This is a genomic window from Paraburkholderia rhynchosiae (genome assembly GCF_002879865.1).
In the GTDB taxonomy this organism is placed as follows: domain Bacteria; phylum Pseudomonadota; class Gammaproteobacteria; order Burkholderiales; family Burkholderiaceae; genus Paraburkholderia; species Paraburkholderia rhynchosiae.
In genome coordinates this window covers 164,442-190,452 of sequence record NZ_PNXY01000012.1, presented here as the reverse complement: position 1 = coordinate 190,452, position 26,011 = coordinate 164,442, and the positions used below count along the sequence as shown (strand labels likewise).

Here is a 26,011-nt window from a genome sequence, read left to right as displayed (position 1 = left end):
AACACCGCATGACGGACAACAGTAATGCAAGCGCTCAGAGCAGCACGGCGCCGCTTGCCGCAACGCTAGACGCACTTCGCGCTGCGCTCGGTGATGACGCGGTGCGCGTGGGTGAGCAGATCGGCGAACGCGCGATGACCGACTGGACGCGTCACGATCCGACTCGGCCCGCGGCGTTGCTGTTGCCTCGCAGTACGGACGAAGTCTCCCGCGCGCTCGCGATTTGCCACGCGGCTCATCAGCCGGTCGTGCCGCAAGGCGGCATGACGGGACTTGCCGGCGGCGCGATTGCACGCGCCACGGATATCGCGTTGTCGCTCGAACGCCTGAACGGCGTCGAGGAAATCGATGCGGCTTCGGCGACGCTGACCGTGCGCGCCGGTACCACATTGCAAACCGCGCAGGAAGCCGCGGCCGAAGCAGGCTTCGAACTCGCGCTCGATCTCGGCGCGCGCGGCTCGTGCCAGATCGGCGGCAATCTGGCGACCAATGCGGGCGGCAATCGCGTGATCCAGTCGGGCACCGCGCGCGACCAGGTGCTGGGTCTCGAAGTCGTGCTGGCCAATGGCGACGTGCTGACCTCGCTCGGCAAGATGGTCAAGAACAACACGGGCTATGACCTCAAGCACTGGTTCATCGGCTCGGAAGGCACGCTCGGCATCATCACGCGTGCGGTGTTGCGGCTTCATCCGCAGCGTGCTGCGCGTCACACGGCGCTCATCGCGCTCGATGGATATGACGCCGCCGTGAATCTGCTGCGGCGTCTGGCGACGCGCTTCGGCAACGACATCGGCGCATTCGAAATCATGTGGCCGGATTTCTACGACTTCGGCGTCAAGCTGACGGGCACGCGCTCGCCGTTCGACGGCGCGCATCCGCTTTATGCGCTAATCGAACATGCGAGTTTCGATTCGAGCGACGACGGCGAACGCTTTTCCACCGCGCTGACCGACGCGCTCGACGCGGGCCTGATCCGCGATGCGGTGATCGCACAATCGGTAGCCGACGCGCGCGCGTTGTGGGCGATTCGCGAATGCACCGCTGAGTTTCCGGTGCGGCTTGACGCGATCAACTTCGACGTGAGCCTGCCGATCAGTGGAATCGGCGGCTTTGTCGAGCGTTGCCGCGCGGCGCTGGATGAGCGCTGGCCCGGCAACGAATCGTATTTCTTCGGGCACATCGGCGATTCGAATCTGCATGTCACCGTCGACGGGCATTCGATTCCCGGCGTCGATCATCACGCGGTGTATGCGTTCGTCTATGAAATGCTTGGACCGCTGCACGGGTCGGTCTCGGCGGAACACGGGATCGGTTTGCTCAAGCGTGAGTTTTTGCCGATCTCGCGCTCGCCCGCGGAACTGGCGGCGATGGCCGCGATCAAGCGTGCACTCGACCCGCACGGCATTCTGAATCCGGGCAAGCTGTTCTGAACATCGCGGCTTCAATGCGCGTTCAGATAGCTCGCGATGGTCGGGTAAACATCGACCGCTGCGTTCTTGCCGAAGATGCAGTCGATGTGTCCGTACCCTGGAATCAGATGCCGCTCATACGGCTGCTCGGGAAACGCGTTGACGAGCATCTCGTAGGTGAGCGCGGTGCTTTCCGGCACATACGTTTCGTTGCGGTCACCATGAATGAAACCGATCGGAATGCGCATGCCTTCCAGGCCTTTCATACCGCGCGCGCCTTTCAGATAGACGTCGTCACCATCAGCGTCCACGACCTTGCCCGCGCGCACCATGGCGGCCAGATGTTTGAACACGCCGACGTCGTGCACGCCGAGCAATTCCTGCAAATTCGAATGAAGTGTCTCGCTTAGCTGCACATGTTCGTAAAGCAGGCCGTACATGAAAGTCGCACGATGGCAGATCGCGTTGCCGCAACCCTCGTCGTGATCCACGGGATAGAGCCGCAGCGCTTCGTCGAAAAGATTGTGCGGCCACTTTTCGTTCTCTGTATAAGCGGTGAGGTCGCTCACGCCAAGGTACTGCATGATGTCGGGAATGTGCAGGCCGGCCTTGATCCTGCCAAGTCTGCCGGGCACCGGATGCACGGCGACTTGTGAGATCACCGCGGAACGCACGCCTTCGAGTCCCGCCATCAGCGACATGCTCAACGCGAGGCCGCCCATGCAGTGGCCGAGCGCCTGAATGTCCGTCACGCCGGTCACTTCGCGAATCTTCGCGACCGCTGCGGGAATATCCTCGAGCGCGACTTTATCGACATTGGTCGGCACCAGCACGCTCGGCATTTCGATGCTGACGCGCAGATCGACGAGCCACACGTCATAGCCCGCGGCGCACAGATATTCGACGAGGTTCGTGCCGATGAGATCGGTTGAATAGATGCGGCTCGACACGCCGGAGCCGTGAATCAGCAACACAGGGCGCGCGTTCTTGCGAGCGGGATCGACGTAGCGTGTCAGCCGCAAGCTCGTGCCATCGGGTGTATGGAAGAAGAACACTTGCGGCGCCGGCGCGCGCAGTGCGCGCTTCAAACGCGGCGATGCGGCGGCGTCGTAATACTGCAAAGGCGCGGCCACGCCGCCATATTCGCTGAACAGTACGCCCGCGAAGAACTTGCCGAACTTTAAGGTCCATTCGAGGCGCGTCTTCACGTCCGGCGCGTTGGTGACCTCGAGCGTGCGCTGCTGCTTGAGGAAGTTTTCCGGCGTGATGATCAGCTTCGCCTTGCCGATCGGCGGCGCGTCGGCTTGCGGTGTATCGCGCAGTTCAGCGTACAGCGCATTCGTTTGCTCCCACAATTCGAGCGGCGACGTGCGCGTGATGATCTTTTGCCCGCTCAGATACCAGGTTTTGCCTTCGGTTGAATTGAGCGTCATCCGATAGTTCATGTTGCGCTCGTCCACATCCTGCGGGTCGACGACGAACAGATTGAAGGTGCCCTCGGTGATCGTCATAGGTTGCGCGGAGAGCGCGGGGCAGGTCAGCGTGCCGGCGGTTCGCGCCATATGATCCGGCTCGCCGAGCATCCTGGCCAGGTCGTCGGATTCAACCGTCAGCGTAAAGGCCATCGGGCTCGCAGCTGCCTCGTTCGCGCCGGCCGGCGTGTAGTGGCCGACCATCGTTTCGGTGAAGCGCAGGCCGATCTTTTGCGGTGGCGGTGTGTCGGCGGTGCCCTTCGAATCGTAGTCGATCGTCCAGCCGCGCGACGCCGCGAGCAGCGCGCTGTTGCGTTCGGCCAGCGCCGAGATGGTCCACAGCGGATTGACGCCGAGCGACATCGGCATGACTGCGCCGTCCATCACGTAGAGGCCTTCGTGCACGCCAGCGCCGGTCATGCTGCTGAAAACGCGCCCCATATGATCGACCACGCCATGTTCAGCGTCGTCGCCCATCGCACAGCCGCCAAGCGGATGCACGGTGACGATCCGGTTGCCGAAGATGTCATTGGCAATCGGATCGCGCAGGTATTTGCCGCCGAGCGGCACGGTCGCTTTCTTCAGCGTCTCCTCGACAGTTTCGAAGATCGGCTGTTTGCCGGCGTTTTCCCATGCAATGCGTGGCCGTCCCTTGTCGTTCACGCTGATCTGGCCGCTTTCGTCGTCGTGCGCCATGACGAGGTAGCTTTGCGTGTGGTTGAGCGCGCCGCGATACGGACCGTGCAAAAAACTTTCGACAACGCGTGCGTCGTAGGCAAGCTGCCGTTCGACCGGGCGCGGCCCGGCGACGTCCACGCCTTCGAGCGGCGCGGCGGCGCTCAGCAGCCCGACAAGCGCCGCGCCGACCGGCCCCGCGAGCGAGCCTTCCTCGATCACGAAGCCGTCTTTCACGTCCGCGGTATTGCGATGGTCGATCAGACCGGTGATGGTCGGCCCGACAGCCGGAATATCGCCCTCCCCATGCGCGCCCCAGCCGACGCCGTTGATCACGTCGTCCGTGTTGTACGCGAAAGCGAGCACGTCGCCGTTACCGGTGAAGCGCTGGCCGAGCACGCCGGACACGCGCAAGCCCTCGTTACGCGAGCGCAATAGCAACGCGGTCGAACCGATTGTCCCCGCCGACACGATGACGATATCCGCACTCACGAAGAGATCGGGCGCGTCATAACTCTCGCGTCCCAGATGCACGAGCTGGTAGGCCACTTGCCACTTCCGTGTATCGGCGTTGCGAGTCACAGAATGGACCGCGGCACCCGTAAAAATCTGCGCGCCATGCGCGACGGCGTCGGGCAGATAGTTCATGTGCGTCGAATTCTTCGCGTTGTAGTTGCAGCCCGAGTTGCAGTCGCCACAGCCGTTGCACGCTTGCTGCGCGACGCCGGCCGCGTTCGTGCGGTCCTCGAAAGTGACCGTCACTGGCGGAGTGCTAAAGCGATCCCCCATGCCGAGCGCCTCGGCAGATTTCCCGAGCGCCAGCAGTTTCGGCAACTCGCGCATTCGGTTCGGGACGGGCGACGGTTCCAGCATCGCCCACGCGCGTTCATAACCTTTGTCGCGCCCGGCCTGATCGCCACGCAAGGCGGCGGGCCAGCGCTCGTCGTCCCATAGCCTTGGCTCGGCCTTCAACGCGACGTTCGCGTTGATCAGCGAAGTGCCGCCGAGACCGCAGCCGACCACAGCGTTGACGTCGTCGTTCACGTGGACTTCGAGCAGCGCGAGTGGCGAGCCGATTTGCGCAAGCGCGGTGTTGTACTGGATCTGTTCGGCGCCCTGGAATGGCGTGCGAGGGAATTCGCCGGCCATGAATTCGCGGCCGCGTTCGAGCACGCACACGCTGCGGCCCGCGCGCGCCATGCGGCTGGCGGCAATGGCGCCGCCATAACCGGACCCGATCACGATCACTTCGTAATGCGATTTCATCGCCGTCATGGCGCTCGATAAGCGGTTCATTGAGGACCACCTCGTCAGGAATCGATGCAGGGAAGGGACCAGGCTTCGGAAGGAAGACGGCGCGCGGCCGCGGCTTTTGTATCGTAGGCGGTGCGCGATGACAAAAAAAGGTGCATCGGATCCGATGCGCCATGCAGTGTTCGTTTCGCCTTCGGTTTTTGTCCCCGTCCACCCCGTCAATATGGCCTGTTACGCGGCCACTTCATTCATTTCGCTATCGCTCGATTCGGCCGCCAGCAGGTTCAGCACAAGCAGAATGGCGCCGCGATTGTCGATATCGATATCGATCCCCAGCACGTCCGTGAGCCAGCGGCCGATCTTCGTATTGGAAAAATCGCGGGCGGTGGCCGTCTTTTTCATGGTGACGCCGAGTTTGACCGCGCGATAGTGATACGAGGGCACGCGATGCTGAGCCGCAACCGCCGACAATCCGCCTTTGCCTTCCGAGCACCAGCCGAGGCTACCGGCCAGCACGATCCGTTCGGGTTCGTCGAGGCTTTCGATAAAAGCGCGCGCCGCGAACCTCACCCGTTGTTCGTCGAGACCGTATTGCAGCAGCACGCTTTGCACCGGGTCTTCCAATGCCTGGGCATGCAGATCGATTTCCTGCGCCATGCCGTCGAGTTCCATCGACACGTTGCGTTGGTGGCCGGCACTGCGCAGGCAGTCGATCAGATAGCGTCGGAAATAGGCGCACAATGCGTAACCGTTGGACGGCGCACTGTCGGCGCCGGCATGCGTTTCCGTGTGGCCGGGAGCGAGGCGCAGCACCTTGGAATAGATGAACTGTGCGACGAGTTCTTCCTTGTCTTCGCCGAGCGCTTGCAATTCCAGCGGGTGATAGGTGCGTAAGGCCCGCTTGACCAGTTCGACCATCGACACCATTTCGTCGGCGGACAACCGCGTACGACGGCGCCATAGATCGGGCAGGATCGCATCGTCGAGATTGCGGACGAACTCGTGGCTCGGAACTGCGCCCATGAAAGCCTCCATTTGGGTCAGGCAAGAAGCGCGGTGAGCCTCGACTGCAGGCGAAGAGTTGATGATAGAAGCGTTGCGGCCGCGCTGTGTTGTGAAGGCAGTATGGTCGCCGGCGGCGGTCTCGCCTATATAGATTAAGTGGTAGCTGATGGGTAAACTGCCGGGTAAACCATCTGGCAGCGCGCCTCTCATTCGTCTGATGAGAAAGCGGCTGGACCGCGCCGCTTCATTGCAGTAGGACCGTGCAGGCTCTTGCGCATTGCGCCCGGCCGCGTTACATGCAGCGCCGGGCTTCCGCGCCACATCACCGAATTTGCCGTGCCCGACAAGGAGACCGCGCGATGCGGGCTGACCCGATCCAGCGTGCAATCGACGAAGACCTGGTGCGCGTGCTGTACGCGCAAGATCCGATCGCATTCTTTTCGCACTGGTTTTCTATTGCGGTGCTGGTGGCGATCTACTGGCCTGCGATACCGTCGCCGCCGCTCTTTATCGCCTGCTTCGGGTTCTATGCAGCGGCCAATTGCGCCGGCCTCGCGCTGTGGATCTGCAACCGGCGCTATCCGCATGTCATGTCGCCGCGCGGCTGGATCAACCTGCACGCCGTGCGGGGGGTGTTGCTGTACAGCGCGCCCGGCATCGCGATCTGGTTCGCGTTCCAGAGTCCGCAAAGCGATTTGCCGTTGCTGCACACGGTGATGCTCGTCACGCTCGCAGCGGGCGTGTTCATGTCGAACGGCTTCGACCTGCTGAACTTCGCCACGGCTATTCCATTCCTGCTGTTTCCGTCGATCGTGCTGCATTTCGGCACGCATACATTCGACCGCACGATTGTTGCCATCGTGCTGGCGTTCTTCTTCTGCGCGATCAACGTATATGCGCTGAGTTATCGCAAGCTGTTTCAGCAGGTGGTGCAGGCGCGCGTCGATCAGCAGTACCTCGCGGAATCGCTTGCGGTGCAAAAGCATGTCGCCGAAGAGGCGAGTCTCGCGAAAACGCGCTTTTTTGCGGCCGCGAGCCACGATTTGCGCCAGCCGCTGCATGCGATCGGCCTGCTCGCGGCGTCGCTCAACGATCCGGCGGCGACGCCCGCGCAGCATGCAAAGACAGCCGAGCACATTGTCTATAACGTCGAAGCGCTGAATCAGCTATTCAACCAGGTACTCGATCTCGCGCGGCTCGAAAGCGGTGTCACACAAGTGATCCGTCTGCATTTCCGGCTTTCCGAACTGTTCGAGCGGGTCGGCAGCCAGTATCGACCGCAGGCCGCGGCGAAAGGGCTCGCACTGCGAATCGCGCCGACGTCGATGGTGGTCCACGACGATCCGGTTCTACTCGAACGCGTGCTTAGCAATCTGCTGTCGAACGCCGTGCGCTATACGGAAGAAGGCGCGATCTGGCTCGGTGTGCGGCGCGCGGGGCGGGCCACGGGCGGCTACATCGAGGTCCGGGATTCGGGCATCGGCATTCCGGTCGAAGAGCACGAGCGCATCTTCGAGGAGTTCTATCAGGTCGCCAACCCGCAGCGCGACGCGCGCCAGGGGCACGGCCTCGGTTTGCCGACGGTCAAGCGCCTCGTCAGCATGCTGGGCGGCGAATTGCAATTGCGCTCGGCACCGGGCCGCGGTTCGGTGTTCCGCTTCCCGGTGCAGGCGGGCGACGCGAGCGGCATCGTCGCGAGCCTGAATGAAGCGGTGGCGGGGGGGGCGTCCGCGCAAGGGCGACAGGTGCTGTGCATCGACGACGAACCGTCGATACTCGAAGGCCTTTCCGCTCTGCTCGGGCGCTGGGGATGCACCGTGCGCGGTGCACGCGACGAAACCGCAGCGTTGGCCGCGCTCGCGGACGGCTTTGTGCCCGACGCGGTGCTCTGCGATTACCAGTTGGCCAATCACCGGACCGGCGCGCAGGCGCTTACGGCTGTGCGCAATATGCTCGCGCGCGCCGGTCACGAAGGCGTGGTGACGTTGCTGATCACGGGCGATATGGCCTCGGCGGAACTGGCGGCGCTCGCGTTGCAGGGAATTCCCGTGCTTCACAAGCCGGTCACGGCGGCGCGTCTGCGGCGCACGCTCGAAATGCTGTGGCAGCAGGCGGAGCTGGACAAGGGACGGGCGGCGGCCGTGGTGGAATTGCCTGCCGCCGATAAGGTCACGGATGCGGGCAGTAAGGGAGGCTCGTCGAGCAAAGACACCGGCGCCGACGGAGTAACCATGCCGCCAGGCGCTGCACGAATCGAAGCGCGGCATCGTCCGCAAAGCGCGTCGCAAGAGGAAGGGTAGGCGCTCATCGCGGCGACCGCGCGTTGCTGTGCGCGCAGCTGAGCGCATCGCCAATGAAAGCTAATACGCGCGACCTCGCGGCCTTTACTGCCACGAACGCTACAGCGTTTTCCCTGCTTCGAGCCAGCCGTTGATCACGGCGATTGCGGTTGCCCGGTTGTGGACACCGAGCGCCCGAAAGATCACCGACAGATGCACCTTGACCGTGCCTTCCGCCACGCCGAGTTCCCGCGCAATCATCTTGTTGGTCCAGCCGCGATGCACGAGCCGCATGATGTCCTGCTGACGCGGCGACAGATTCTCCAGCAAGTGCTGCTGATGCGGCTGCAACGCCTGGAGTTGCGCGATGGGTTCGGTCAGTGTCGCGCCGCTCTGGCCTCGCGCGGTTGCCGTGGCTTGAACGGCTCCGGCGTTCTGCGCACAGACCTCCGCGGATTGCCCGTCACGCGAGCCGAGCAGGCTCAGCGCTTCCATCGGCACATAAGCGCCACCCGACAGCACGAGCTCGATCGCCTTCAGCATCACGCTTGCCGGCTGCCGCTTCGGCACAAAACCGAGCGCGCCGGCGGCCAGCACCGCGCGCATTTCGTCCGGCGACTCTTCGGCGGAAAGCACCACCACCGGCAGCGCTGGATTCGCCTTCAACAGCACTTCAAGCGACGACGCGCCGCTCATGCCCGGCATATGCAGGTCGACGATCGCAAGATCGTGATCGGCGTCGGGCCGCGCGGCCGCAGCCAAGGTTTCCCACGTGTCGGCTTCGTCGAATTGGGCGTCGGGATCCAGACCGCGGAGCATTCCCTTGACGCCTTGCCGGATCAGTTCATGGTCGTCCGCCACAAGAAACTTCATGATGTCTCCACGAGTCGGGCTTGCGCGTTGTGGACTACCGCCGTTGCAGGGTCTTGTTTTACTTCTGTTGTCGTGAATCGCATCATTGCCGGCTACCCCGTGATCATAAGCCGATCGGTGTGGCGCGGTGTGCCTTGCGGCTCTCCGCGCCGGTCGTTCTCTCTTGTGGGATCGCCGGCGCTACATTATCTGCGTCTTCATCTGCGTCTTCATCTGCGTGTTCTACAGGCAGGTCTCTCGCGCATTGGTTCCGGCTTGCTACGTAGACGAGCCGCGCGCACCGTTTTTGAAGCCGTTTCGGACGGCTTCGAAAGGTTATGCCAGCCGGATCAAAGCGCGTGAGCCGACGGGCGCCTAGCGCTCATTTCACGGCAAATAACGTCGCATTCATCAGCAGCTTGAAGGCGAAGCCGAGCGACATCGCCGAGCCCACGCCGAAGCACCAGAGCGCCACGAACCAGAGCCAGCCCGGCAGCTTGCTCGCGGACTTAGTGATAGTGATGTTGGTCGCCATGACGCACCTTGCCGCGAAAAACCCAGTAACCCATCGTCGTATAGGCGATGATGATCGGCAGAATCACCGCTGCGCCGACCAGCGTGAACGTCTGGCTGGAGCGCGGCGCGGCCGCTTCCCACAGCGTCACGCTCGACGGAATCGCATACGGCCACAGGCTCACCAGCAGCCCGACATAACCGAGCAGCACGAGCAGCAATGCGAGTATGAACGGCGTGTTGTGATGCCGCTCGCGTACCGCGCGGCGCATGAAGACCGCGCAGGCCGCGACCATGAATGGCACGGGCAGCAGTCGGTAGAGAAGGCCGTCGTGGAACCAGCGTTGCGCGATGTTCGGGTCCTGCAGCGGCGTCCACAGGCTCACGATCGCGATGAAGCCGAGCAGCACGACAGTCAGCGGCCATACCACCCGATGCAGGCGGCGCTGCAAGTCGCCTTCCGTTTTCGCCACCAGCCAGCAGCAGCCCAGCAACGCGTACGTGACGATAAGCCCGAGGCCCGTCAGCAGACTGAACGGCGTGAGCCAGCCGAACGCATCGCCGGCATAGGCGCCGTCGATCACGGGAATGCCTTGGAGGAACGCACCCAGCACGATGCCCTGGAAAAACGTGGCGCCCGCCGAACCGCCGATAAACGCGAGATCCCACATGTGCTTGGTCCGATTGGCCTTCGCGCGAATCTCGAACGACACGCCGCGAAAGATCAGGCACACGAGCATGAAGATCAGCGGCAGATAGAGCGCGGACAGCACGGTGGAATACACCATCGGGAACACGGCGAACAGCGCGGCGCCGCCGAGCACGAGCCACGTTTCGTTGCCGTCCCAGACCGGTGCGACGGTGTTCATCATCAGGTCGCGTTCCTTCTCGTCGGGGAAAAACGGAAAGACAATGCCGATACCAAGATCGAAGCCGTCCAGCACGACATACATGAAAAGGCCTAGCGCGATGATCGCGGCCCACACTACGGTTACGTCCATTTTCTTTCTCGCAAGTCGACCAGGTTAGGCGGCGTCGATCATCTGATCGGCGGCGGAGAAGGGGCGGCGCGCGGTCTGATCCAGTGTCTGCTCTGGCACGCCGTGCGGCGTCTGTCCGGGCAGCGCCGGACCGGAGCGCATCAGCTTGAGCATGTAGTAGACGCCCGTACCGAACACCAGGAAGTACACGACTACGAACGCCATCAGCGAAATGCCGACCTGTTGCGTGGTGAGCGGCGACACCGCCTGCGACGTGCGCATCACGCCATACACGACCCACGGCTGGCGGCCGGCTTCCGTGGTGACCCAGCCGGCCAGCAGTGTGATGAAACCGCTCGGGCCCATCGCTACGGCCACGCGCTGGAACCACTTCGATTCGAACAGGCGTCCGCGGCGGCGCAGCACCCACGCGGCGACCGACATCACGATCATCAGCACGCCGAGCCCGGCCATGATGCGAAAGCTCCAGAATACGACCGTGGAGTTTGGCCGGTCCTGCGGCGCGAATTCCTTCAGGCCACGAATTTCGCCGTCCCAGCTATGCGTGAGAATGAGGCTGCCCAGATGCGGAATCGACACCGCATAGCGCGTGGTTTCCGCCTGGATGTCGGGAATGCCGAACAGGTTTAGCGCGGTGCCGCCTTTTTCGGTGTCCCACAGACCTTCGATCGCCGCGATCTTCGCCGGCTGATATTCGCGCGTGTTCAAACCATGCTGATCGCCGACGAATGCCTGGACTGGCGTGAGAATCAGCAGCAGCCAGAGCGCCATCGAGAACATCTTCTTGACGGCGGGGTCGCGCCGTCCGCGCAGTAGATGCCATGCGCCCACCGCCGCCACGACAAGCGCCGCGACGATGAACGCCGCGAGCGCCATATGCGCGAGCCGGTACGGGAACGACGGATTGAAGATGATCTTGAACCAGTCGAGCGGCACGACCTGGCCGTTCACGACTTCGAAGCCTTGCGGCGTCTGCATCCAGCTATTGGACGCGAGAATCCAGAAGGTGGAGATCAGCGTGCCGATGGCGACCATCAGCGTCGCGCCGAAGTGCGCGCGCGGACTCACGCGCTGCCAGCCGAACAGCATGATGCCGAGGAAGCCGGCTTCGAGGAAGAACGCGGTCATGACCTCGTACATCAGCAGAGGTCCGGTGATGGGGCCCGCGAAGCTGGAGAAACCGGACCAGTTGGTGCCGAACTGATAACTCATCACGACCCCGGACACCACGCCCATGCCGAAGGCCACCGCGAAAATCTTCGACCAGAAGAGACACAGGTCTTTGTAGTACGCCTTGCCGGTTTTCAGCCAGCGCCATTCGAGCACGGCGATAAAGCTGGCGAGGCCGATGCTCAGCGCCGGAAAGACGATATGAAAAGAGACGGTGAACGCAAACTGGATGCGGGCGAGATCGAATGCCGATATTGCGGAGTTCATGATCGTGAAGTGCGTGATGCCGCAGAGGCGGACTAAGCGCGTCGACCGTTGTCGGTGCGCACTGCGTTTCGCAGATGGTCGAAGATTAGAGGAAGCGCAGGATTTATGCTGCGGTGCGACGTGCGTCAAAAGACCGCCTTGTTTCGGGCTGTTGGCCGTTTTTTTGACGGCAAGGTCTTGATGTGTATCAGCTTTTTCTGAGTGTTTTTGAGCGCGCGTTTTGGCTTGACGGCGCGAAACTGCGGCAATCGACCGCGTCGCAGCAAGGGCGGGAGGGCGGCGCAGCGGGCTTTCTGACGCACCGGGGATGCGCGGGGTAAGTGCTGAGGACGACCGGGCCGGACGAATCTTTATGCGCCGGAGGTTCGCGAATGTTATACGACATCGCACAAACTGAGATGTGCTGGCGCGTTGTTTCTCAGACGAAATCCTCTCAGAGGACCCTTCGTAATTCGGGTAAATGCCTGGTTGAAATCAGCTTCCTGATCGCCGATAGTACGTTATCGTACAACATACGTCGCGCCGCAGACGATCCTCGTCGCTCGCGAGCCGATGCAGTAAAGGAACCCCTATGAAAAAGATTGCCCTGAGTGGCGCCGGAGGCCAGCTTGGCTCGGTCGTGCGCGCTGCGTTTATTGCACGCGGCACCCCGCTGCGCTCGGCGGCGGGCTCCAAACCGCTGACCCCGCTCGTCGACGGCGAGGATGTGATGCATGGTGACCTACGCGATGCCGCGGTCGTCGATCGTCTGCTGGAAGGCGTCGACGTGCTGATCCACTTCGCTGGGACGAGCGTGGAGCGTCCGCTGCCCGAGATCATCGAAAACAATCTGCGTGGTCTCGTCGAAGTGTATGAAGGCGCGCGCCGGCACGGCGTCAAGCGCGTGGTGTTCGCGAGTTCGAATCACGCGATCGGCATGTATCCCGTGACTGAGCGTCTCAGCCTCGACTGCGAACTGCGCCCGGACGGCTTCTATGGCCTGAGCAAGGTGTGGGGCGAAGCACTCGCGCGGATGTATTGGGACAAACACGGCATCGAGAGCGTGTGCGTGCGCATCGGCAGTTGTCTCGAACGTCCGACCGAGCCGCGGCATCTGAGCACCTGGTTCGGTCATGCAGATCTGATGCATTTCCTCGACCGCTGCATCGACGTAGAGGACGTCGGCTTCATCACCGTGTGGGGCGTTTCCGCCAACACGCGCAGCTGGTGGGACAACGGCGGCGCCGACCGTCTGGGCTACAAGCCGACGCAAAACGCCGAAGACTGCGCCGAGGAAATTCTGGCCCGTCCGAATCCGCTCGATGCGCTGGGCCAGCGCTTCCAGGGCGGCAGCTTTGTCGGCATCGATTATTCGCGTGAGGACGCGGACGCGGGTACCGGCGCCGATAACGCCGCGGCTTCCGCGGCCCGGCCGTCCTGAAAGTTCAAGCATCGTTAGGAGACGCAGCAATGAAGATCAAGGGCATCCGCTGGTGGATGGTCAGTCTGGTCGCAGCCGGGCTCATTATCAATTACCTGGCGCGCAATACGTTGTCGGTGGCCGCGCCGACGTTGATGAAGGACCTTCACATCACCACCGAGCAATACGCTCACGTGGTGGTCGCGTGGCAGCTTTGCTATGCATTCATGCAGCCGGTCGCGGGCTTCCTGCTCGATACGGTCGGCACGAAAATCGGTTTCGCCGCGTTCGCCGTGGCCTGGTCGCTCGCCTGTGCGGCGGCGGCGTGGTCGACGGGATGGCAGAGCCTCGCGTTCTTCCGCGGCCTGCTCGGCATTGCGGAGGCTGCAGGCATTCCCGCCGGCGTCAAGGCGACGAGCGAGTGGTTCCCGGCTAAAGAGCGTTCGGTCGCGATCGGCTGGTTCAACATCGGTTCGTCGATCGGCGCGTTGCTCGCGCCGCCGCTGGTGGTGTGGGCGCTGTTGCACGGCGAATGGCAACTGGCTTTCGTGATCGTCGGCGTGGCGGGGATTGTGTGGAGCGTCGTGTGGATGCTGCTGTACAAGCATCCGCGCAAGCAGAAACTGCTGGGCGACGCGGAGCGCGAATACATTCTCAGCGGCCAGGAAGCGAAGCACAGCGACGCCGGCGCGCCCAAGCGCAGTTGGCTCGCGATGCTGGGGAGCCGCGACTTCTGGGCGATCGGCATTCCGCGGATTCTGTCGGAGCCGGCGTGGCAAACCTTCAACGCGTGGATTCCGCTCTACATGATGACCGAGCGTCACATGAACCTGAAGGAAATCGCGCTGTATGCATGGATGCCGTTCCTCGCGGCGGATATCGGCTGCGTGCTCGGCGGCTATCTGAGCCCGCTGTTTCATAAGTACGCGAAGGTATCGCTCTTCACGTCGCGCAAAATGGTGTTCGTGGTCGGCGCGCTGTGCATGATCGGGCCGGCGTGCGTGGGCCTCGTGGCAAGTCCGTACGTGGCGGTCGCGCTGCTGTGTGTGGGCGGTTTCGCGCACCAGACCTTGTCGGGCGCGTTGTACGCAATTACGTCCGATATGTTCGGCAAGAACGAAGTCGCCACCGCGACGGGCATGGGTGGCATGGCCGGTTACCTCGGTGCGGCCGCGTTCACGGCCCTGTTCGGTGTGCTGGTCACGCAGGTCGGCTACAGCCCGCTGTTCGTGCTGCTGGCGGTGTTCGACATCATCGCGGCTGGCGTGGTGTGCCTGCTCGCGAAAAGCACGGACAAGACGCCGGAGCCGCGTTGGGTTGCGGCAGGCGCTGCGGCGAAGTGATCCGCTAGTCTCAGCGACTGCGTGCAAGCGCAAATAAAATGGCGGCGCCTTTGGGGCGCCGCCATTTTTTATGCTCGATTCGCAGGGTTTTATCTCTCGCCATTTTCAGGCGGCGCGGCGAACAACGTTGCTCCTTGCGCCGCGCCGCTTTTTGCCCGCTTTTTTGCTTAACGCTTAGTGTTTAACGCTGATCCACCACCGTCGTGTTGTATGTCGTTGTGCCGATCACCACGTTCTTCAGCGCAATGCCGTTGACGTTGTATGCATAGATCGGCCCCGGCGTAGTCGATGTGGCCGGTCCCGCGCTGACCGCCGTCCCCAGATTGCAGTTCGAAATGGTGACGCCCGTGATTGCTGGAATCGTCGGCGCGGGCGCGGGGCCGTTGTAGTCGAAAGCGACCGGGCCTTGCGCGACGATCGCCTGGAAGCACGAACCCGTGACGCCGTTGAGCGTGACGTTGCTCGCCTGCACGTTCGAAATGTTCACGTTCTGCACGACGGCAGGGCGGGTTCTTATCGCGTCGTTGGCCGGCTGGTAATCGCAGTCGAAGGTGATCAGGCCGCCCTGTGCAGCAGACGGATTGGCCGCTGTCGCGGTGGCGACGCCGAGCGGCACCGTGCCGTTGATCGGACTGCCGGCGAGGAGCGCGCTGCCGTAGCCGCCGCCTTTCAACGCGACGCCGTTGGGCAGCGCGACCTTGTCGACATAGAAATTCTTCACGAAGCCGCCGCGATTCATATTCGTCTTGATGCGGATCGCGATGTTCAGCGGATTGGTCGCCCAATTCTGATTCAGCATCTGCAGATTGCGTGCATAGATGTTCTGCACGCCGCCGCCCATTTCGCTGCCGAGCGTGATGCCGCCGTGGCCGCTATTCATCGTGCAGTTCTGGATCACGTGATTCTGCGCGGGACCGTATTGCGTATCGAGATCCTTGCCCGATTTGATGGCGATGCAATCGTCGCCCGTGTTGAACGTGACGTTGTCGCAGAGCACGTTATCGCATGCGTCGGGATCGAAGCCGTCGTTGTTGGGGCCGATGCTGTTGGTCGTCACGCCGCGAATCACGACGTTCTTGCAATCGGTCGGATGATGCTGCCAGAACGGCGTGTTGTTCGTGCAGTAGTTTTCCATCAGCACGTTTGTACAGCCGATGAACTCGACCATGCACGGACGCAGATAATGACCGATGCCGAAAACGCGCTTCGCAATGGGAACGCCCGCTTCCGAGAGAGCGGGCAAGTAGTTCTGATCCTCTTGCCACGGGGTGGTCGGACTCGTCAGTTGCGCATAGAGCGCGTCGGAAATGCCGGGCGCCGCCGTCTTGAGGTCGACGTTGTTCGGATTCCGATACACCTGTGAGGGCGTCGACGAACTCACGCAACCGTATGCGCCGTTCGATCCCTTGAAGGTCCACCAGCACGTGGCTGTGTTGCCCGAACCGGAGAAAGGCGTCATCGCCTGGCCGTTCAGCACCGACGTCGCGTCTTCGCCGGTCAGCGCGATGTTGGTCTGATTGCGCGCGTAAACCGGCGAACCATAGTTCAGGCAATCGTTTGCCTGCCAGCGGCTGTAAAAGAGGTTGCCGTTCGCGCCGCAGTTCACCGGGCCGTCTTTCGCATAGTCAGCCGGATTCGGGCTGAAATAGATCGTGCAATTCGCGCTGAGATGGAAGTTCACGTTGCTGAGCAGCACGATCGGTCCCGCGCAATACCAGGTGCCGGACGGCACCACGACGCGGCCGCCGCCGGCCTCGTTGCACGCCTGAATCGCGGCGAGAAACGCGGGCCGCGAGTCGAACGACGACGGCGCGTTGGTCTGATTAGAGCCCGGACTCGCGAGCGACGAAGAGCCCGTGTACGGGTTCGTCGCGGCGACCACCGCGCAGGGTTGCGCGCCGTATTGCGTGACGACGAAATCGCGCGAGGCAAACATCGACTGCGTGATGTTTTTCAGCGAAGCGATGATTTGGGTGGCGGCGCCGTAGCTGCCCCAGATCGGATCCTCGGGTGTGAGGCCCGAGCTGCCGGACCCGCCGCATGCGGACAAGCCGCCCAGCAGCGTTGCGCCCGCGGACGTTCCGGCGAACACCATGAATGCCCGACGGGCGGGCGAATCGGGTTGGGGCTGAGCAGGGGTTCTCGATGTCGCCCGTTTGCTGCTGTTTTTATATTGGGTTGCCACACGTGTCTCCTTGCCCTTTACGGGCGTTGTGAATAATCGTTGATGCTCGAACGCGTTCTGTTCGTTGCAACTGCTTTCATTCCGTCAGTCATCCTTATTAATTGAAAGAAATGAAGGGTTTTTGTTGACTTGCGCAACGCCTGGATGAAACCAGCGCCGCCTGACCTATCCATATGCATGAACAGGCGAAGCGGCGCTGCTAAAGCCGGTGTGGCGATCAGGCGGTTTTCTGGCCGATCTCGTGATTGGCCAGCACTTCAAGCGCGCGCACCATCGCGGAGTGGTCCCACGCTTTGCCGCCGTGCGCTACGCACGCATTGAAAAGAGCCTGACAGGTGGCGGTATTGGGCAAGGAGACGCCGAGCGCCTGCGCGGTCGAAAGGGCGAGGTTCAAGTCCTTCTGATGCAGCTCGATACGAAAGCCCGGGTCGAAGGTGCGCCTGGTCATACGCTCGCCGTGCACTTCGAGAATGCGCGACGACGCGAAGCCGCCCATCAACGCTTCGCGCACGCGTGCCGGATCGACGCCGGCTTTGGACGCGAGCAGCAGCGCTTCACCGACCGCCTCGATAGTGGCCGCCACGATCACCTGATTCGCGACTTTGCACACCTGTCCCGCGCCGACTGCACCGATCAGCGTGACGTTCTTGCCCATCATGTCGAAGAAGGGCTTCACGCTGTCGAAGCTTGCCTGTTCGCCGCCAACCATGATGGTCAGCGACCCCGCCTTCGCACCGACTTCCCCGCCGGACACCGGCGCGTCGAGATAATCCGCGCCGGTCTCGCGCACACGAGCGGCGAATTCGCGCGTGGCCATCGGCGAAATCGAGCTCATATCGACCACTGTTTGTCCCGCGTGCAACGCGCTCGCGAGTCCCTGTTCGCCGAACAGCACGCGTTCGACGTCGGGCGTGTCCGGCACCATCACGAAAATAACGTCGGCCTGCGCGGCGACGGCGGCCGGGCTGTCGCACGCCTGAGCGCCGGCTTGCGTGAGGTCGTCGGGAACGCCGCTGCGCGTGAAGGCGGCGAGCGTGACGCCGTTCTTGAGAAGATTCGCAGCCATGGGCTTGCCCATGATGCCGAGTCCGATAAAGCCTGCTTTTTGCATGGAGTGCTCCGGAGATGTCATGGCGGCCACGTTCGTGCCTGACTTAGGCCTGGCCCGCCGGTTTCTGGATGAAGTGGGTGTGGACCGTCTGCGCGGCGTTCTTCAGAAGGCCGAGATCGGCGCAGACGGCGACGACGCGGCAACCCATCGCGAGATAGCGCTCCGCGTCGGCCTGCACCGGCGCGAGAATGCCGCTCGGCTTGCCCGCGGCCTGCGCGCGTTGGAACACGTGCGCGATCGCTTGCTGCACGTCGGGATGCGCGGCGTTGCCGAGATGGCCATACGCGGCCGCAAGATCCGAGGGGCCGACGAAAACCGCGTCGACACCGTCGACGGCGAGAATCTCGTCGATCGAGTCCACTGCCTTGCGGCTCTCGATCTGCACGATGACGCAGACGTTGTCGTTGGCAATTTCGAAGTAATCCGGTACCGTCGCGTAGCGGTTGCCGCGGTGGGCTACCGAGACGCCGCGTATGCCCAGCGGCGGATAGCGCGTCGCGGCGACGGCGCGTGCGGCGTCGTCGGCGTTATCGACGAACGGCACCAGGAAGTTGGAGAACCCGCTGTCCAGCAGCCGTTTGATGATCACGCTGTCGTTGGCCGGTGGGCGCACGACCGGCGCGCTGCGGCTGTCCTTGAGCGCCATCAGTTGCGGTATCAGCGTGAGGACGTCGTTGGGCGCGTGCTCGGCATCGAGCAGCATCCAGTCGAAGCCGATCACGCCGAGCAGTTCCGTGACGATCGGACTGGCGAGCGACGCCCAGCAGCCGATCAGGGTTTCGCCGCCGCGTACCGCGTGGCGGAAACTATTGGGTAAGGACGGGTAGGACTCAGAGGGCTGGCTGGGCGCGGCTGGCATGAACGTTTTCCTCGAACGGCAATGGATCGGGTAAGTTCCGACGACAGCTAAACCACATGTTATAGGTCGTCGTATGTCTTGTTCCAGATTAGCACCCGATCCGGCCGTTGTAACGGCCACGTAAACCCGAACTCTCGATTTCACGCGTGGGTCGCGGTTGCACGAGCACCTCTCTATGTTGTAGGATGACTTATATCTACGGCCTTTAATTCAAGGAAAGAAACATGTCGAGTTCCAGCCAGATCACCGGCGAAATGCTGATCGGCCGCAAGGCCGTGCGCGGCGCCGAGCAACCGCTACACGCGTTCAACCCCTCCACGGGTTCGGATATCGCCGAACCGGTCTTCGGCAGCGGCACGGCTCGTGACGTCGGCCTTGCGTGCGAACTGGCGCAGGAAGCGTTCGACCCGTACCGCCAGTTGCCGCTCGCCGTGCGCGCCGAATTCCTGGAGCGCATTGCCGACGGTATCACTGCTTTGGGCGACGCGCTGGTCGAACATGCGCAGCAGGAGTCCGGTTTGCCGAAGGCGCGCCTTGAAGGCGAGCGCGGTCGTACGACCGGCCAGCTCAAGCTGTTCGCGCAAGTCGTGCGCTCGGGCCAGTGGCTCGGCGCGACGCTCGATTCGCCGTTGCCGGATCGCAAGCCGCTGCCGCGTTCCGATCTGCGCATGCAAAAGATTCCGCTGGGCCCGGTTGCCGTGTTCGGCGCGAGCAATTTTCCGCTCGCATTCTCGGTCGCGGGCGGCGACACGGCTGCGGCGCTCGCGGCGGGTTGCCCGGTCGTGGTGAAGGCGCATCGCGCCCACCTCGGCACGTCGGAGATGGTGGGTCGCGTGATTCAGCGCGTCGCGCAGGAAATGGGCTTGCCGGAAGGCGTGTTCTCGCTGATCGTCGGCGCGGGCAATTCCGTCGGGGAAGCGCTCGTCGCGCATCCGGCGATCAAGGCAGTGGGCTTCACCGGTTCGCGCGCGGGCGGCTTGTCGCTGATGCGCGTCGCGGCGGCGCGCCCCGAGCCGATTCCCGTCTACGCGGAAATGAGCAGCATCAACCCGGTATTCCTTCTGTCGAACGCGCTCGCGCAGCGCACCGGGAGCATCGCACGTGGCTTCGTGGATTCGCTCGTGCTCGGCGCTGGCCAGTTCTGCACCAACCCCGGCCTTGCGATTGCCGTCGATAGCGATGCGCTGAAGCAATTCGTCGCTGTGGCATCCGAGGCGCTGGGCGGCAAGCCGGCGCAGACGATGCTCACATCGGGCATCCACTCGGCGTATCAGGAAGGCGAGGGCAAGCTGGCGGCGATCGCAGGCGTGGAGACAGTGGCGCGCGGCGTCGACGTAACGGGCCCGACCCAGGCGCGCGCGGCGTTGTTCGTCACTGACGCGCCGACGTTCCTCGCCACACCGGCGCTGGAAGACGAGGTGTTCGGACCGGCATCGACGATCGTGCGTTGCAAGGACGAACAGGAACTGCTGCAGGTGGCGGAGCACTTTGCCGGCCAGCTGACCGCGACTATCCAGATGGACAGCGCCGATTTGTCGGCCGCCCAAAAGCTCGTGCCGATTCTCGAACGCAAGGCCGGGCGGCTTCTGGTCAACGGTTTCCCGACCGGTGTCGAGGTATGTCACGCGATGGTTCACGGCGGCCCGTTCCCGGCTACCTCCGACAGCCGCGCGACCTCGGTGGGCTCGACCGCGATCGAGCGCTTTCTGCGTCCCGTCTGCTATCAGGACTTCCCGGCCGATCTGTTGCCGCAAGCGCTGGCCGACGGCAATCCGCTGGAATTGTGGCGTCGCCGCGATGGCGAGATCACGCGTAGCTAAGCGCGCTTGAAATGAAAAAATGGCCGGGGAGGTGAACTCCCCGGCCATTTTCTTTTTCACGTGCGTCGGAAAAAATCAGCTACTTGCTCCGCTTAATTATTCGTCTCAGCGGTTTCATTCGCGCGCCGTAAGCGTTCGCGGCTATTCGACAGATGCATGCGCATGGCCGCGCGCGCGCCTTCGGCGTCGTGCCGGCTGATCGCTTCGAGAATGCTTTCGTGTTCCAGGTTGACGAGCGACAGATACGCGTCCGGTTCCGCGCGCGCAATGCCGGCCGAGTCGAGCCGGTTACGCGGAATCAGCGCGCTGCCCATTTGCGTGAGGATGTCCACGAAATAGCGGTTGCCCGTGGCGCGCGCCACCGAGATATGGAACTGCAAGTCGGCGTCGACACTGTCGAGCCCGTTGTGACGGGTCGCTTCGATTGCATCGAGCGCGGTGCGCATGCGAGCGAGATCGTCGGACTTCGCACGCTGGGCGGCGAGACCCGCGCATTCCGTTTCGAGGCTGATGCGCAGTTCGAGAATCGACAACACGTCGCGCAGCGTGGTGGCCGGCACCATGTCGATGCCGAGTTTTTCGCGCTGCGGCTCGAGCACGAAGCTGCCGATGCCGTGGCGCGTCTCGATGACCTTGCCCGCCTGCAGGCGCGAAATGGCTTCGCGAATGACCGTGCGGCTCACGCTCAGCGTGACCATGAGTTGCGATTCGGTCGGCAGCTTGTCGCCGGGCTTCAGTGCGTTGGACGCGATCTGCTCGGTGACGTAGTTGACGACGAGCTCGGCAAGATTACGAGCGCGTCGTGGCGGTGCCGCGGATGCCAGTGGTGTAGCCATCGAAAACGCCCCTTGAATCAGATAGTTGCAGATACTTCCTGCGATCCATTATACCGTCGTCTGACGACTGATTATAGAAAGGCTCGGATCATTTTGAGCGCCGTGCCCGGGCACCGGGCTTGTGAGCCGGTGGGCCTCGGGCACGGCGGGAAGTAGGACCACGGCGCGGCGCTTAGCGCGGGCGCAGCTCCACGCGCTTGATGTCCTTCACGATCACGAGGTAGCTGAATACCGTGAGCAGCGCGTTCGCGCCGACGAACACCAGCGCGCCGTTGAACGAGCCGCTCCTGGCAACGAGGTAGCCGATCACGATCGGCGTGACGATGCCCGCCACGTTGCCGAACATATTGAAGATGCCGCCGGACAGGCCGAGCGCTTCCTTCGGCGACGTATCCGCGACTACCGCCCAGCCCAGCGCGCCGATGCCCTTGCCGAAGAATGCGAGCGACATCAGTGCGACGACGATCCAGTCCGTCGAAACGTAATTACAACCGATGATCGACACCGACAGCAGCATCCCGCCCACAATCGGCACCTTGCGCGCGACGGTCAGCGAATGGCCGCGCCGGATCAGCGAGTCCGACAGAATGCCGCCGAGCACGCCGCCCGAGAATCCGCAGATCGCGGGCAACGAGGCGACGAGTCCAGCTTGCAGAATCGTCATGCCGCGCGCCTGCACGAGGTAGATCGGGAACCACGTCAGGAAGAAGTACGTCAGCACGTTGATGCAGTACTGCGCCAGATAGACGCCCACCAGCATCCGGTTGCCGAGCAGTTGACGCACGAGGAACCAGCCGCCCGTTCTGGCGACGTCGTCGGGACGCGCTTTGTGGTGACCGTTCACCACGCCGCCGCCCTGTTCGATGTACTCGAGTTCGGAGGCCGACACGCCCGGATGGTCGGCCGGATTCTTCATCACCTTGAGCCAGGTGAGGGCGAGCAGCAGCCCGGCTGCGCCCATCACGACATAGACCATGTGCCAGCCGAACGCGTGCGTAAGCCACGCCATCAGCGGCGTGAACACAACCGCGGCGAAGTATTGCGCCGAGTTGAAAATTGCCGATGCGGTGCCGCGCTCCGTGGTCGGGAACCAGCTTGCTACAACTTTCGCGTTGGCCGGAAAGGCCGGCGATTCCGCCGCGCCCATCGCGAAACGCAGCACGAAGAGGCCAGTCACCGCGGCGGCCGCGCTGCCCAATAAGCCGATCGAGCTTTGCAGCAGCGTAAAGAGCGACCAGAAGAAAATGCTCGCGGCGTACACTCGCCGCGCGCCAAAGCGGTCGAGCAGCCAGCCGGCCGGCAACTGCGACAGCACGTAGGCCCAGCTGAACGCCGAAAAAATATAGCCCATCTTGATCGCGTCGAAGCCGAACTCGCCGCGCATTGCCGAGCCTGTGACCGACAGCGTCGCGCGGTCCGCGTAGTTGAACGTGGTGATCACAAAGATAAGTAGCAGGATCGCGTAGCGGACTTTGGTGCGCTTCGCGACGTTCGCGGAACTCGCCGTGCGGCTCATTTCCATGGTCATCTCCTGAATTTTTATACAAGGGAGCGGGGCTCCCGGCCTTTTGTGGCGTGGCGGCCTGGGCCGCATGTGCGAAAAACGCCCGGCGACGTGCCGTCCCCGGGCGCTACTCGCGCTGCCGTCTATGCGGCTCTCATTGACGCGGCCGGCGGGTCGTCAACGCGTCGGCCGCGAGCGCTGCATTACTGCGGGCCGAGCGTCCTGATCAGCGTGTCGAGGCTGGCCATTTCTTCTTCCGTCAGATCGGTCAGCGGCGCGCGAACCGGGCCGGCGCTGTGGCCGACGAGCTTCGCGCCCGCCTTGACGATGCTGACCGCGTAGCCCGCACGGCGATTGCGGATCGCCAGATACGGCAGGAAGAATTCGTCGATCAGCTTGCCGACGGTCGCGTGATCGTCTGCGGCGATGGCGCGGTAGAAGTCCATCGCGGTCTTCGGAATGAAGTTGAATACCGCCGACGAGTACACCGGCACGCCCAGCGCCTTGTAGGCCGCGGCGTAGACTTCCGCGGTCGGCAGGCCGCCGAGATACGAGAAGCGGTCACCGAGGCGGCGGCGGATCGTCACCATGTTTTCGATCTCGCCCACGCCGTCCTTGAAGCCGATCAGGTTCGGGCAGCGCTCGGCCAGCCCTTCGAGCATATCGGCGTTAAGCTTGGAATTCGCGCGGTTGTAGATGATCACGCCCATGTTCGGCACCGACTTGCAGACCTCTTCGGCGTGCGCGGCAATGCCTTCCTGGCAGGCTTCGGTCAGATAGTGCGGCATCAGCAGAATGCCGTTCGCGCCATGGCGCTCCGCTTCTTTCGCGTACGCGATCGCGACGCGCGTCGGGCCGCCTGCGCCGGCGAGAATCGGCACCTTGCCTTTGCACACCTCGGCCGCCGTGCGCACGACGTTCGAATAGTCGTTGTGTGTCAGCGAGAAAAATTCGCCCGTGCCGCCGGCGACGAACAGTGCCGACGCGCCGTACGGAGCGAGCCATTCGAGGCGCTCGGCATAGGTGTCGGCGCGAAAGTCGCCTTGTTCGTCGAAGTCGGTGACGGGGAAGGACAGGAGGCCTTCCGAAACGATCTGCTTGAGTTCCTGCGGTGTTGTCATGATGTGTGTATCCAGGCGTCGGTATTAGGGCGAATCCGTTAGATCTGTTAGATCGGATAGAAATGAAGATTTCTTATACGTCATCGTACAACAACAATTCGGCTAACTCAACGGTGTTTTCGCGGCATAATGCTGTCCATAGGGTAAATACGGAACGTCCCCATCAATGCACGTGTTGTAGGATGACGTATGAATAGCTGGCGCAGAAGGCATAAATCGCCATAAGGATCGATGCAATGGAACTTTCCCCGCTCTACATTCGCGTTCACCCCAATGACAATGTCGCGATCGTCGTCAACGACGGCGGCCTGGGTGAAGGCGCGGTTTTTCCCGACGGCCTCGTGCTGCGCGAGCGCGTGCCGCAAGGGCACAAGGTCGCGCTCACCGATCTGGCCGAGGGCGACGAGGTCATCCGCTATAACGTGGTGATCGGTTATGCGCTGAAGGCGCTGCCCAAGGGAAGCTGGATCAACGAACACGTGATCCGCATGCCGAGCCCGCCGGGGCTCGAGGATCTGCCGATCGCCACCATCAAGGCGCCCGAGATGCCGCCGCTCGAGGGCTACACGTTCGAGGGCTATCGCAACGCCGACGGTTCGGTGGGCTCGCGCAACATTCTCGCGATCACGACGACCGTGCAATGTGTGGCCGATGTGGTTGAACACGCAGTCACGCGCATCAAATCCGAGCTGTTGCCGAAGTACCCGAATGTCGATGACGTGGTGGGCCTCGGCCACACCTACGGCTGCGGCGTGGCGATCGACGCGCCCGACGCGATGGTGCCGATCCGCACCGTGCGCAACATCGCGCTCAATCCGAATTTCGGCGGCGAAGTCATGATGGTCAGCCTCGGTTGCGAGAAGCTGCAGCCCGAGCGTCTGATGCCGCCGGGCACGATTCCGATCACCGCGGCGGCGAATCCTTCGGAAATTGCGGATATTGGCGATCTTGGCGCTGACGAGAATGGCGACGTCGTCGTACTGCAGGACGAATCGCACGTCGGCTTCCAGTCGATGATCGAGTCGATCATGAGAACGGCCGAAGGTCATCTGAAGCGGCTGAACAATCGGCGTCGCGAGACGTGTCCCGCAGCCGACCTCGTGGTCGGCGTGCAATGCGGCGGCAGCGACGCGTTCTCTGGACTCACCGCGAATCCGGCCGTGGGTTTCGCGACCGACTTGCTGGTACGCGCGGGCGCCACGGTGATGTTCTCGGAAGTTACCGAAGTGCGCGACGGCGTCGATCAACTGACGGCGCGCGCGGCAAACGCAGATGTGGCGCAGGCGATCATCCGCGAGATGCAGTGGTACGACGATTATCTGAAGCGCGGCGGCGCTGACCGCAGCGCGAACACCACACCCGGCAACAAGAAGGGCGGCTTGTCGAATATCGTCGAAAAGGCGATGGGTTCGATCATCAAGTCGGGCAACTCGGCGATTTCCGGCGTGTTGTCGCCGGGTGAAAAGGTGTGCCAGAAAGGGCTGATCTACGCGGCGACGCCAGCGAGCGACTTTATCTGTGGCACGCTGCAGCTTGCCGCGGGTATCAATCTGCACGTCTTCACGACCGGCCGCGGCACGCCGTACAGTCTCGCGGAAGTGCCGGTCATCAAGGTCGCGACGCGCTCCGATCTCGCACGCCGCTGGCATGATCTGATGGACATCAACGCGGGCACCATTGCAACGGGCACGGCGACGATCGAAGAGGTGGGCTGGGAGTTGTTCCACTTCATGATCGACGTCGCGAGCGGGCGCAAGAAGACCTGTGCGGAGAAACTCAAGCTGCACAATGCGTTGGCGCTCTTCAATCCGGCGCCGGTGACCTGATTGTCTTTTCCTTTGACGAGCCGCGATTTTCGCGGCTCGTTTTGCTTGGCGGCTTCATTGCCTCATTGGCTTCATCCGCTTCATTGACAGTGGCTAATCAATAAACAGAA

At 62.9% G+C, this 26,011-nt stretch carries 18 protein-coding genes; 6 read left to right on the top strand and 12 right to left on the bottom strand.

Annotated elements, in window-relative coordinates:
• Window positions 1-8: 8 nt before the first annotated feature.
• Window positions 9-1,430, top strand: a complete 1,422-nt coding sequence (locus C0Z16_RS18580; RefSeq protein WP_102633572.1) for an FAD-binding oxidoreductase — start codon at window positions 9-11, stop codon at window positions 1,428-1,430.
• 11 nt (window positions 1,431-1,441) lie between these two features.
• Here C0Z16_RS18580 and C0Z16_RS18575 read toward each other — a convergent pair whose 3' ends face one another.
• On the bottom strand, window positions 1,442-4,852 hold the full coding sequence (locus C0Z16_RS18575; protein WP_102633571.1) for an alpha/beta fold hydrolase: 3,411 nt from the start codon (window positions 4,850-4,852) through the stop codon (window positions 1,442-1,444).
• Between the two features lie 189 nt (window positions 4,853-5,041).
• A complete protein-coding gene (locus C0Z16_RS18570) occupies window positions 5,042-5,833 on the bottom strand; it encodes a hypothetical protein (RefSeq protein WP_102633570.1) in 792 nt (263 codons plus the stop codon).
• A gap of 341 nt (window positions 5,834-6,174) precedes the next feature.
• Here C0Z16_RS18570 and C0Z16_RS18565 point away from each other — a divergent pair, with 341 nt between their 5' ends.
• The gene (locus C0Z16_RS18565; RefSeq protein ID WP_102633569.1) at window positions 6,175-8,115 is read left to right on the top strand and encodes an ATP-binding response regulator; all 1,941 of its coding nucleotides are present in this window, start codon (window positions 6,175-6,177) and stop codon (window positions 8,113-8,115) included.
• Window positions 8,116-8,214: 99 nt separating this feature from the next.
• On the opposite strand, the gene C0Z16_RS18560 is transcribed toward C0Z16_RS18565, so the two are convergent.
• The 4 genes from C0Z16_RS18560 to C0Z16_RS18550 form a co-directional block, all read right to left on the bottom strand.
• The gene (locus C0Z16_RS18560) at window positions 8,215-8,967 is read right to left on the bottom strand and encodes a response regulator transcription factor (protein ID WP_102633568.1); all 753 of its coding nucleotides are present in this window, start codon (window positions 8,965-8,967) and stop codon (window positions 8,215-8,217) included.
• Window positions 8,968-9,328: 361 nt separating this feature from the next.
• Complete coding sequence (locus tag C0Z16_RS38205; protein ID WP_167403544.1) at window positions 9,329-9,481, bottom strand: hypothetical protein; 153 nt, start codon at window positions 9,479-9,481, stop codon at window positions 9,329-9,331.
• On the bottom strand, window positions 9,456-10,460 hold the full coding sequence (gene cydB, locus C0Z16_RS18555) for a cytochrome d ubiquinol oxidase subunit II (RefSeq protein WP_102633567.1): 1,005 nt from the start codon (window positions 10,458-10,460) through the stop codon (window positions 9,456-9,458). Before cydB ends, C0Z16_RS38205 begins: the two co-directional genes overlap by 26 nt.
• 24 nt (window positions 10,461-10,484) lie before the next feature.
• Window positions 10,485-11,897: a cytochrome ubiquinol oxidase subunit I gene (locus C0Z16_RS18550; RefSeq protein ID WP_102633566.1), complete on the bottom strand. Its 1,413-nt coding sequence runs from the start codon at window positions 11,895-11,897 to the stop codon at window positions 10,485-10,487.
• A gap of 571 nt (window positions 11,898-12,468) precedes the next feature.
• On the opposite strand from C0Z16_RS18550, the gene C0Z16_RS18545 reads away from it, so the two are divergent.
• Together C0Z16_RS18545 and C0Z16_RS18540 are read left to right on the top strand one after the other, a co-directional pair.
• Window positions 12,469-13,317 (top strand): NAD-dependent epimerase/dehydratase family protein, encoded by an 849-nt coding sequence (locus C0Z16_RS18545; RefSeq protein ID WP_102633565.1) that lies wholly within the window; start codon window positions 12,469-12,471, stop codon window positions 13,315-13,317.
• 29 nt (window positions 13,318-13,346) lie between these two features.
• The gene (locus C0Z16_RS18540) at window positions 13,347-14,639 is read left to right on the top strand and encodes an MFS transporter (protein ID WP_102633564.1); all 1,293 of its coding nucleotides are present in this window, start codon (window positions 13,347-13,349) and stop codon (window positions 14,637-14,639) included.
• A gap of 181 nt (window positions 14,640-14,820) precedes the next feature.
• Here C0Z16_RS18540 and C0Z16_RS18535 read toward each other — a convergent pair whose 3' ends face one another.
• From C0Z16_RS18535 to garL, 3 genes are all read right to left on the bottom strand, one after another.
• Window positions 14,821-16,824 (bottom strand): glycoside hydrolase family 28 protein, encoded by a 2,004-nt coding sequence (locus tag C0Z16_RS18535; RefSeq protein ID WP_102633563.1) that lies wholly within the window; start codon window positions 16,822-16,824, stop codon window positions 14,821-14,823.
• Between the two features lie 217 nt (window positions 16,825-17,041).
• Window positions 17,042-17,965, bottom strand: coding sequence for a 2-hydroxy-3-oxopropionate reductase (locus C0Z16_RS18530; protein WP_279635071.1), 924 nt, complete (start codon window positions 17,963-17,965; stop codon window positions 17,042-17,044).
• Between the two features lie 13 nt (window positions 17,966-17,978).
• On the bottom strand, window positions 17,979-18,794 hold the full coding sequence (garL, locus tag C0Z16_RS18525) for a 2-dehydro-3-deoxyglucarate aldolase (protein WP_102633561.1): 816 nt from the start codon (window positions 18,792-18,794) through the stop codon (window positions 17,979-17,981).
• A 224-nt stretch (window positions 18,795-19,018) separates the two neighbouring features.
• Between garL and C0Z16_RS18520 the strand changes: the two genes are divergently transcribed.
• On the top strand, window positions 19,019-20,614 hold the full coding sequence (locus tag C0Z16_RS18520; RefSeq protein WP_102633560.1) for an aldehyde dehydrogenase (NADP(+)): 1,596 nt from the start codon (window positions 19,019-19,021) through the stop codon (window positions 20,612-20,614).
• 92 nt (window positions 20,615-20,706) lie between these two features.
• Here the strand turns inward: C0Z16_RS18520 and C0Z16_RS18515 are convergent, their stop codons facing one another.
• The 3 genes from C0Z16_RS18515 to kdgD all read right to left on the bottom strand — a co-directional run bounded on the left by C0Z16_RS18515 (window position 20,707) and on the right by kdgD (window position 24,075).
• Window positions 20,707-21,450, bottom strand: coding sequence for a FadR/GntR family transcriptional regulator (locus C0Z16_RS18515; protein WP_102633559.1), 744 nt, complete (start codon window positions 21,448-21,450; stop codon window positions 20,707-20,709).
• Between the two features lie 172 nt (window positions 21,451-21,622).
• Window positions 21,623-22,972, bottom strand: a complete 1,350-nt coding sequence (locus tag C0Z16_RS18510) for an MFS transporter (RefSeq protein ID WP_102633558.1) — start codon at window positions 22,970-22,972, stop codon at window positions 21,623-21,625.
• Window positions 22,973-23,157: 185 nt separating this feature from the next.
• Window positions 23,158-24,075, bottom strand: coding sequence for a 5-dehydro-4-deoxyglucarate dehydratase (kdgD, locus tag C0Z16_RS18505; protein ID WP_102633557.1), 918 nt, complete (start codon window positions 24,073-24,075; stop codon window positions 23,158-23,160).
• A 236-nt stretch (window positions 24,076-24,311) separates the two neighbouring features.
• On the opposite strand from kdgD, the gene garD reads away from it, so the two are divergent.
• Window positions 24,312-25,901, top strand: a complete 1,590-nt coding sequence (gene garD / locus C0Z16_RS18500; protein ID WP_102633556.1) for a galactarate dehydratase — start codon at window positions 24,312-24,314, stop codon at window positions 25,899-25,901.
• The last annotated feature ends 110 nt before the right edge of the window (window positions 25,902-26,011 follow it).

What these genes read in the sequence shown, in the direction of transcription:
- C0Z16_RS18510 (WP_102633558.1), bottom strand. Translation starts at nt 22,972, where the DNA reads ATGGAAATGAGCCGCACGGCGAGTTCCGCGAACGTCGCGAAGCGCACC.
- C0Z16_RS18580 (WP_102633572.1), top strand. Translation starts at nt 9, where the DNA reads ATGACGGACAACAGTAATGCAAGCGCTCAGAGCAGCACGGCGCCGCTT.
- garL (WP_102633561.1), bottom strand. Translation starts at nt 18,794, where the DNA reads ATGCCAGCCGCGCCCAGCCAGCCCTCTGAGTCCTACCCGTCCTTACCC.
- C0Z16_RS18575 (WP_102633571.1), bottom strand. Translation starts at nt 4,852, where the DNA reads ATGAACCGCTTATCGAGCGCCATGACGGCGATGAAATCGCATTACGAA.
- C0Z16_RS18545 (WP_102633565.1), top strand. Translation starts at nt 12,469, where the DNA reads ATGAAAAAGATTGCCCTGAGTGGCGCCGGAGGCCAGCTTGGCTCGGTC.
- C0Z16_RS18565 (WP_102633569.1), top strand. Translation starts at nt 6,175, where the DNA reads ATGCGGGCTGACCCGATCCAGCGTGCAATCGACGAAGACCTGGTGCGC.
- kdgD (WP_102633557.1), bottom strand. Translation starts at nt 24,075, where the DNA reads ATGACAACACCGCAGGAACTCAAGCAGATCGTTTCGGAAGGCCTCCTG.
- C0Z16_RS18515 (WP_102633559.1), bottom strand. Translation starts at nt 21,450, where the DNA reads ATGGCTACACCACTGGCATCCGCGGCACCGCCACGACGCGCTCGTAAT.
- C0Z16_RS18520 (WP_102633560.1), top strand. Translation starts at nt 19,019, where the DNA reads ATGTCGAGTTCCAGCCAGATCACCGGCGAAATGCTGATCGGCCGCAAG.
- C0Z16_RS18540 (WP_102633564.1), top strand. Translation starts at nt 13,347, where the DNA reads ATGAAGATCAAGGGCATCCGCTGGTGGATGGTCAGTCTGGTCGCAGCC.
- C0Z16_RS18560 (WP_102633568.1), bottom strand. Translation starts at nt 8,967, where the DNA reads ATGAAGTTTCTTGTGGCGGACGACCATGAACTGATCCGGCAAGGCGTC.
- garD (WP_102633556.1), top strand. Translation starts at nt 24,312, where the DNA reads ATGGAACTTTCCCCGCTCTACATTCGCGTTCACCCCAATGACAATGTC.
- cydB (WP_102633567.1), bottom strand. Translation starts at nt 10,460, where the DNA reads ATGGACGTAACCGTAGTGTGGGCCGCGATCATCGCGCTAGGCCTTTTC.
- C0Z16_RS38205 (WP_167403544.1), bottom strand. Translation starts at nt 9,481, where the DNA reads ATGGCGACCAACATCACTATCACTAAGTCCGCGAGCAAGCTGCCGGGC.
- C0Z16_RS18570 (WP_102633570.1), bottom strand. Translation starts at nt 5,833, where the DNA reads ATGGGCGCAGTTCCGAGCCACGAGTTCGTCCGCAATCTCGACGATGCG.
- C0Z16_RS18550 (WP_102633566.1), bottom strand. Translation starts at nt 11,897, where the DNA reads ATGAACTCCGCAATATCGGCATTCGATCTCGCCCGCATCCAGTTTGCG.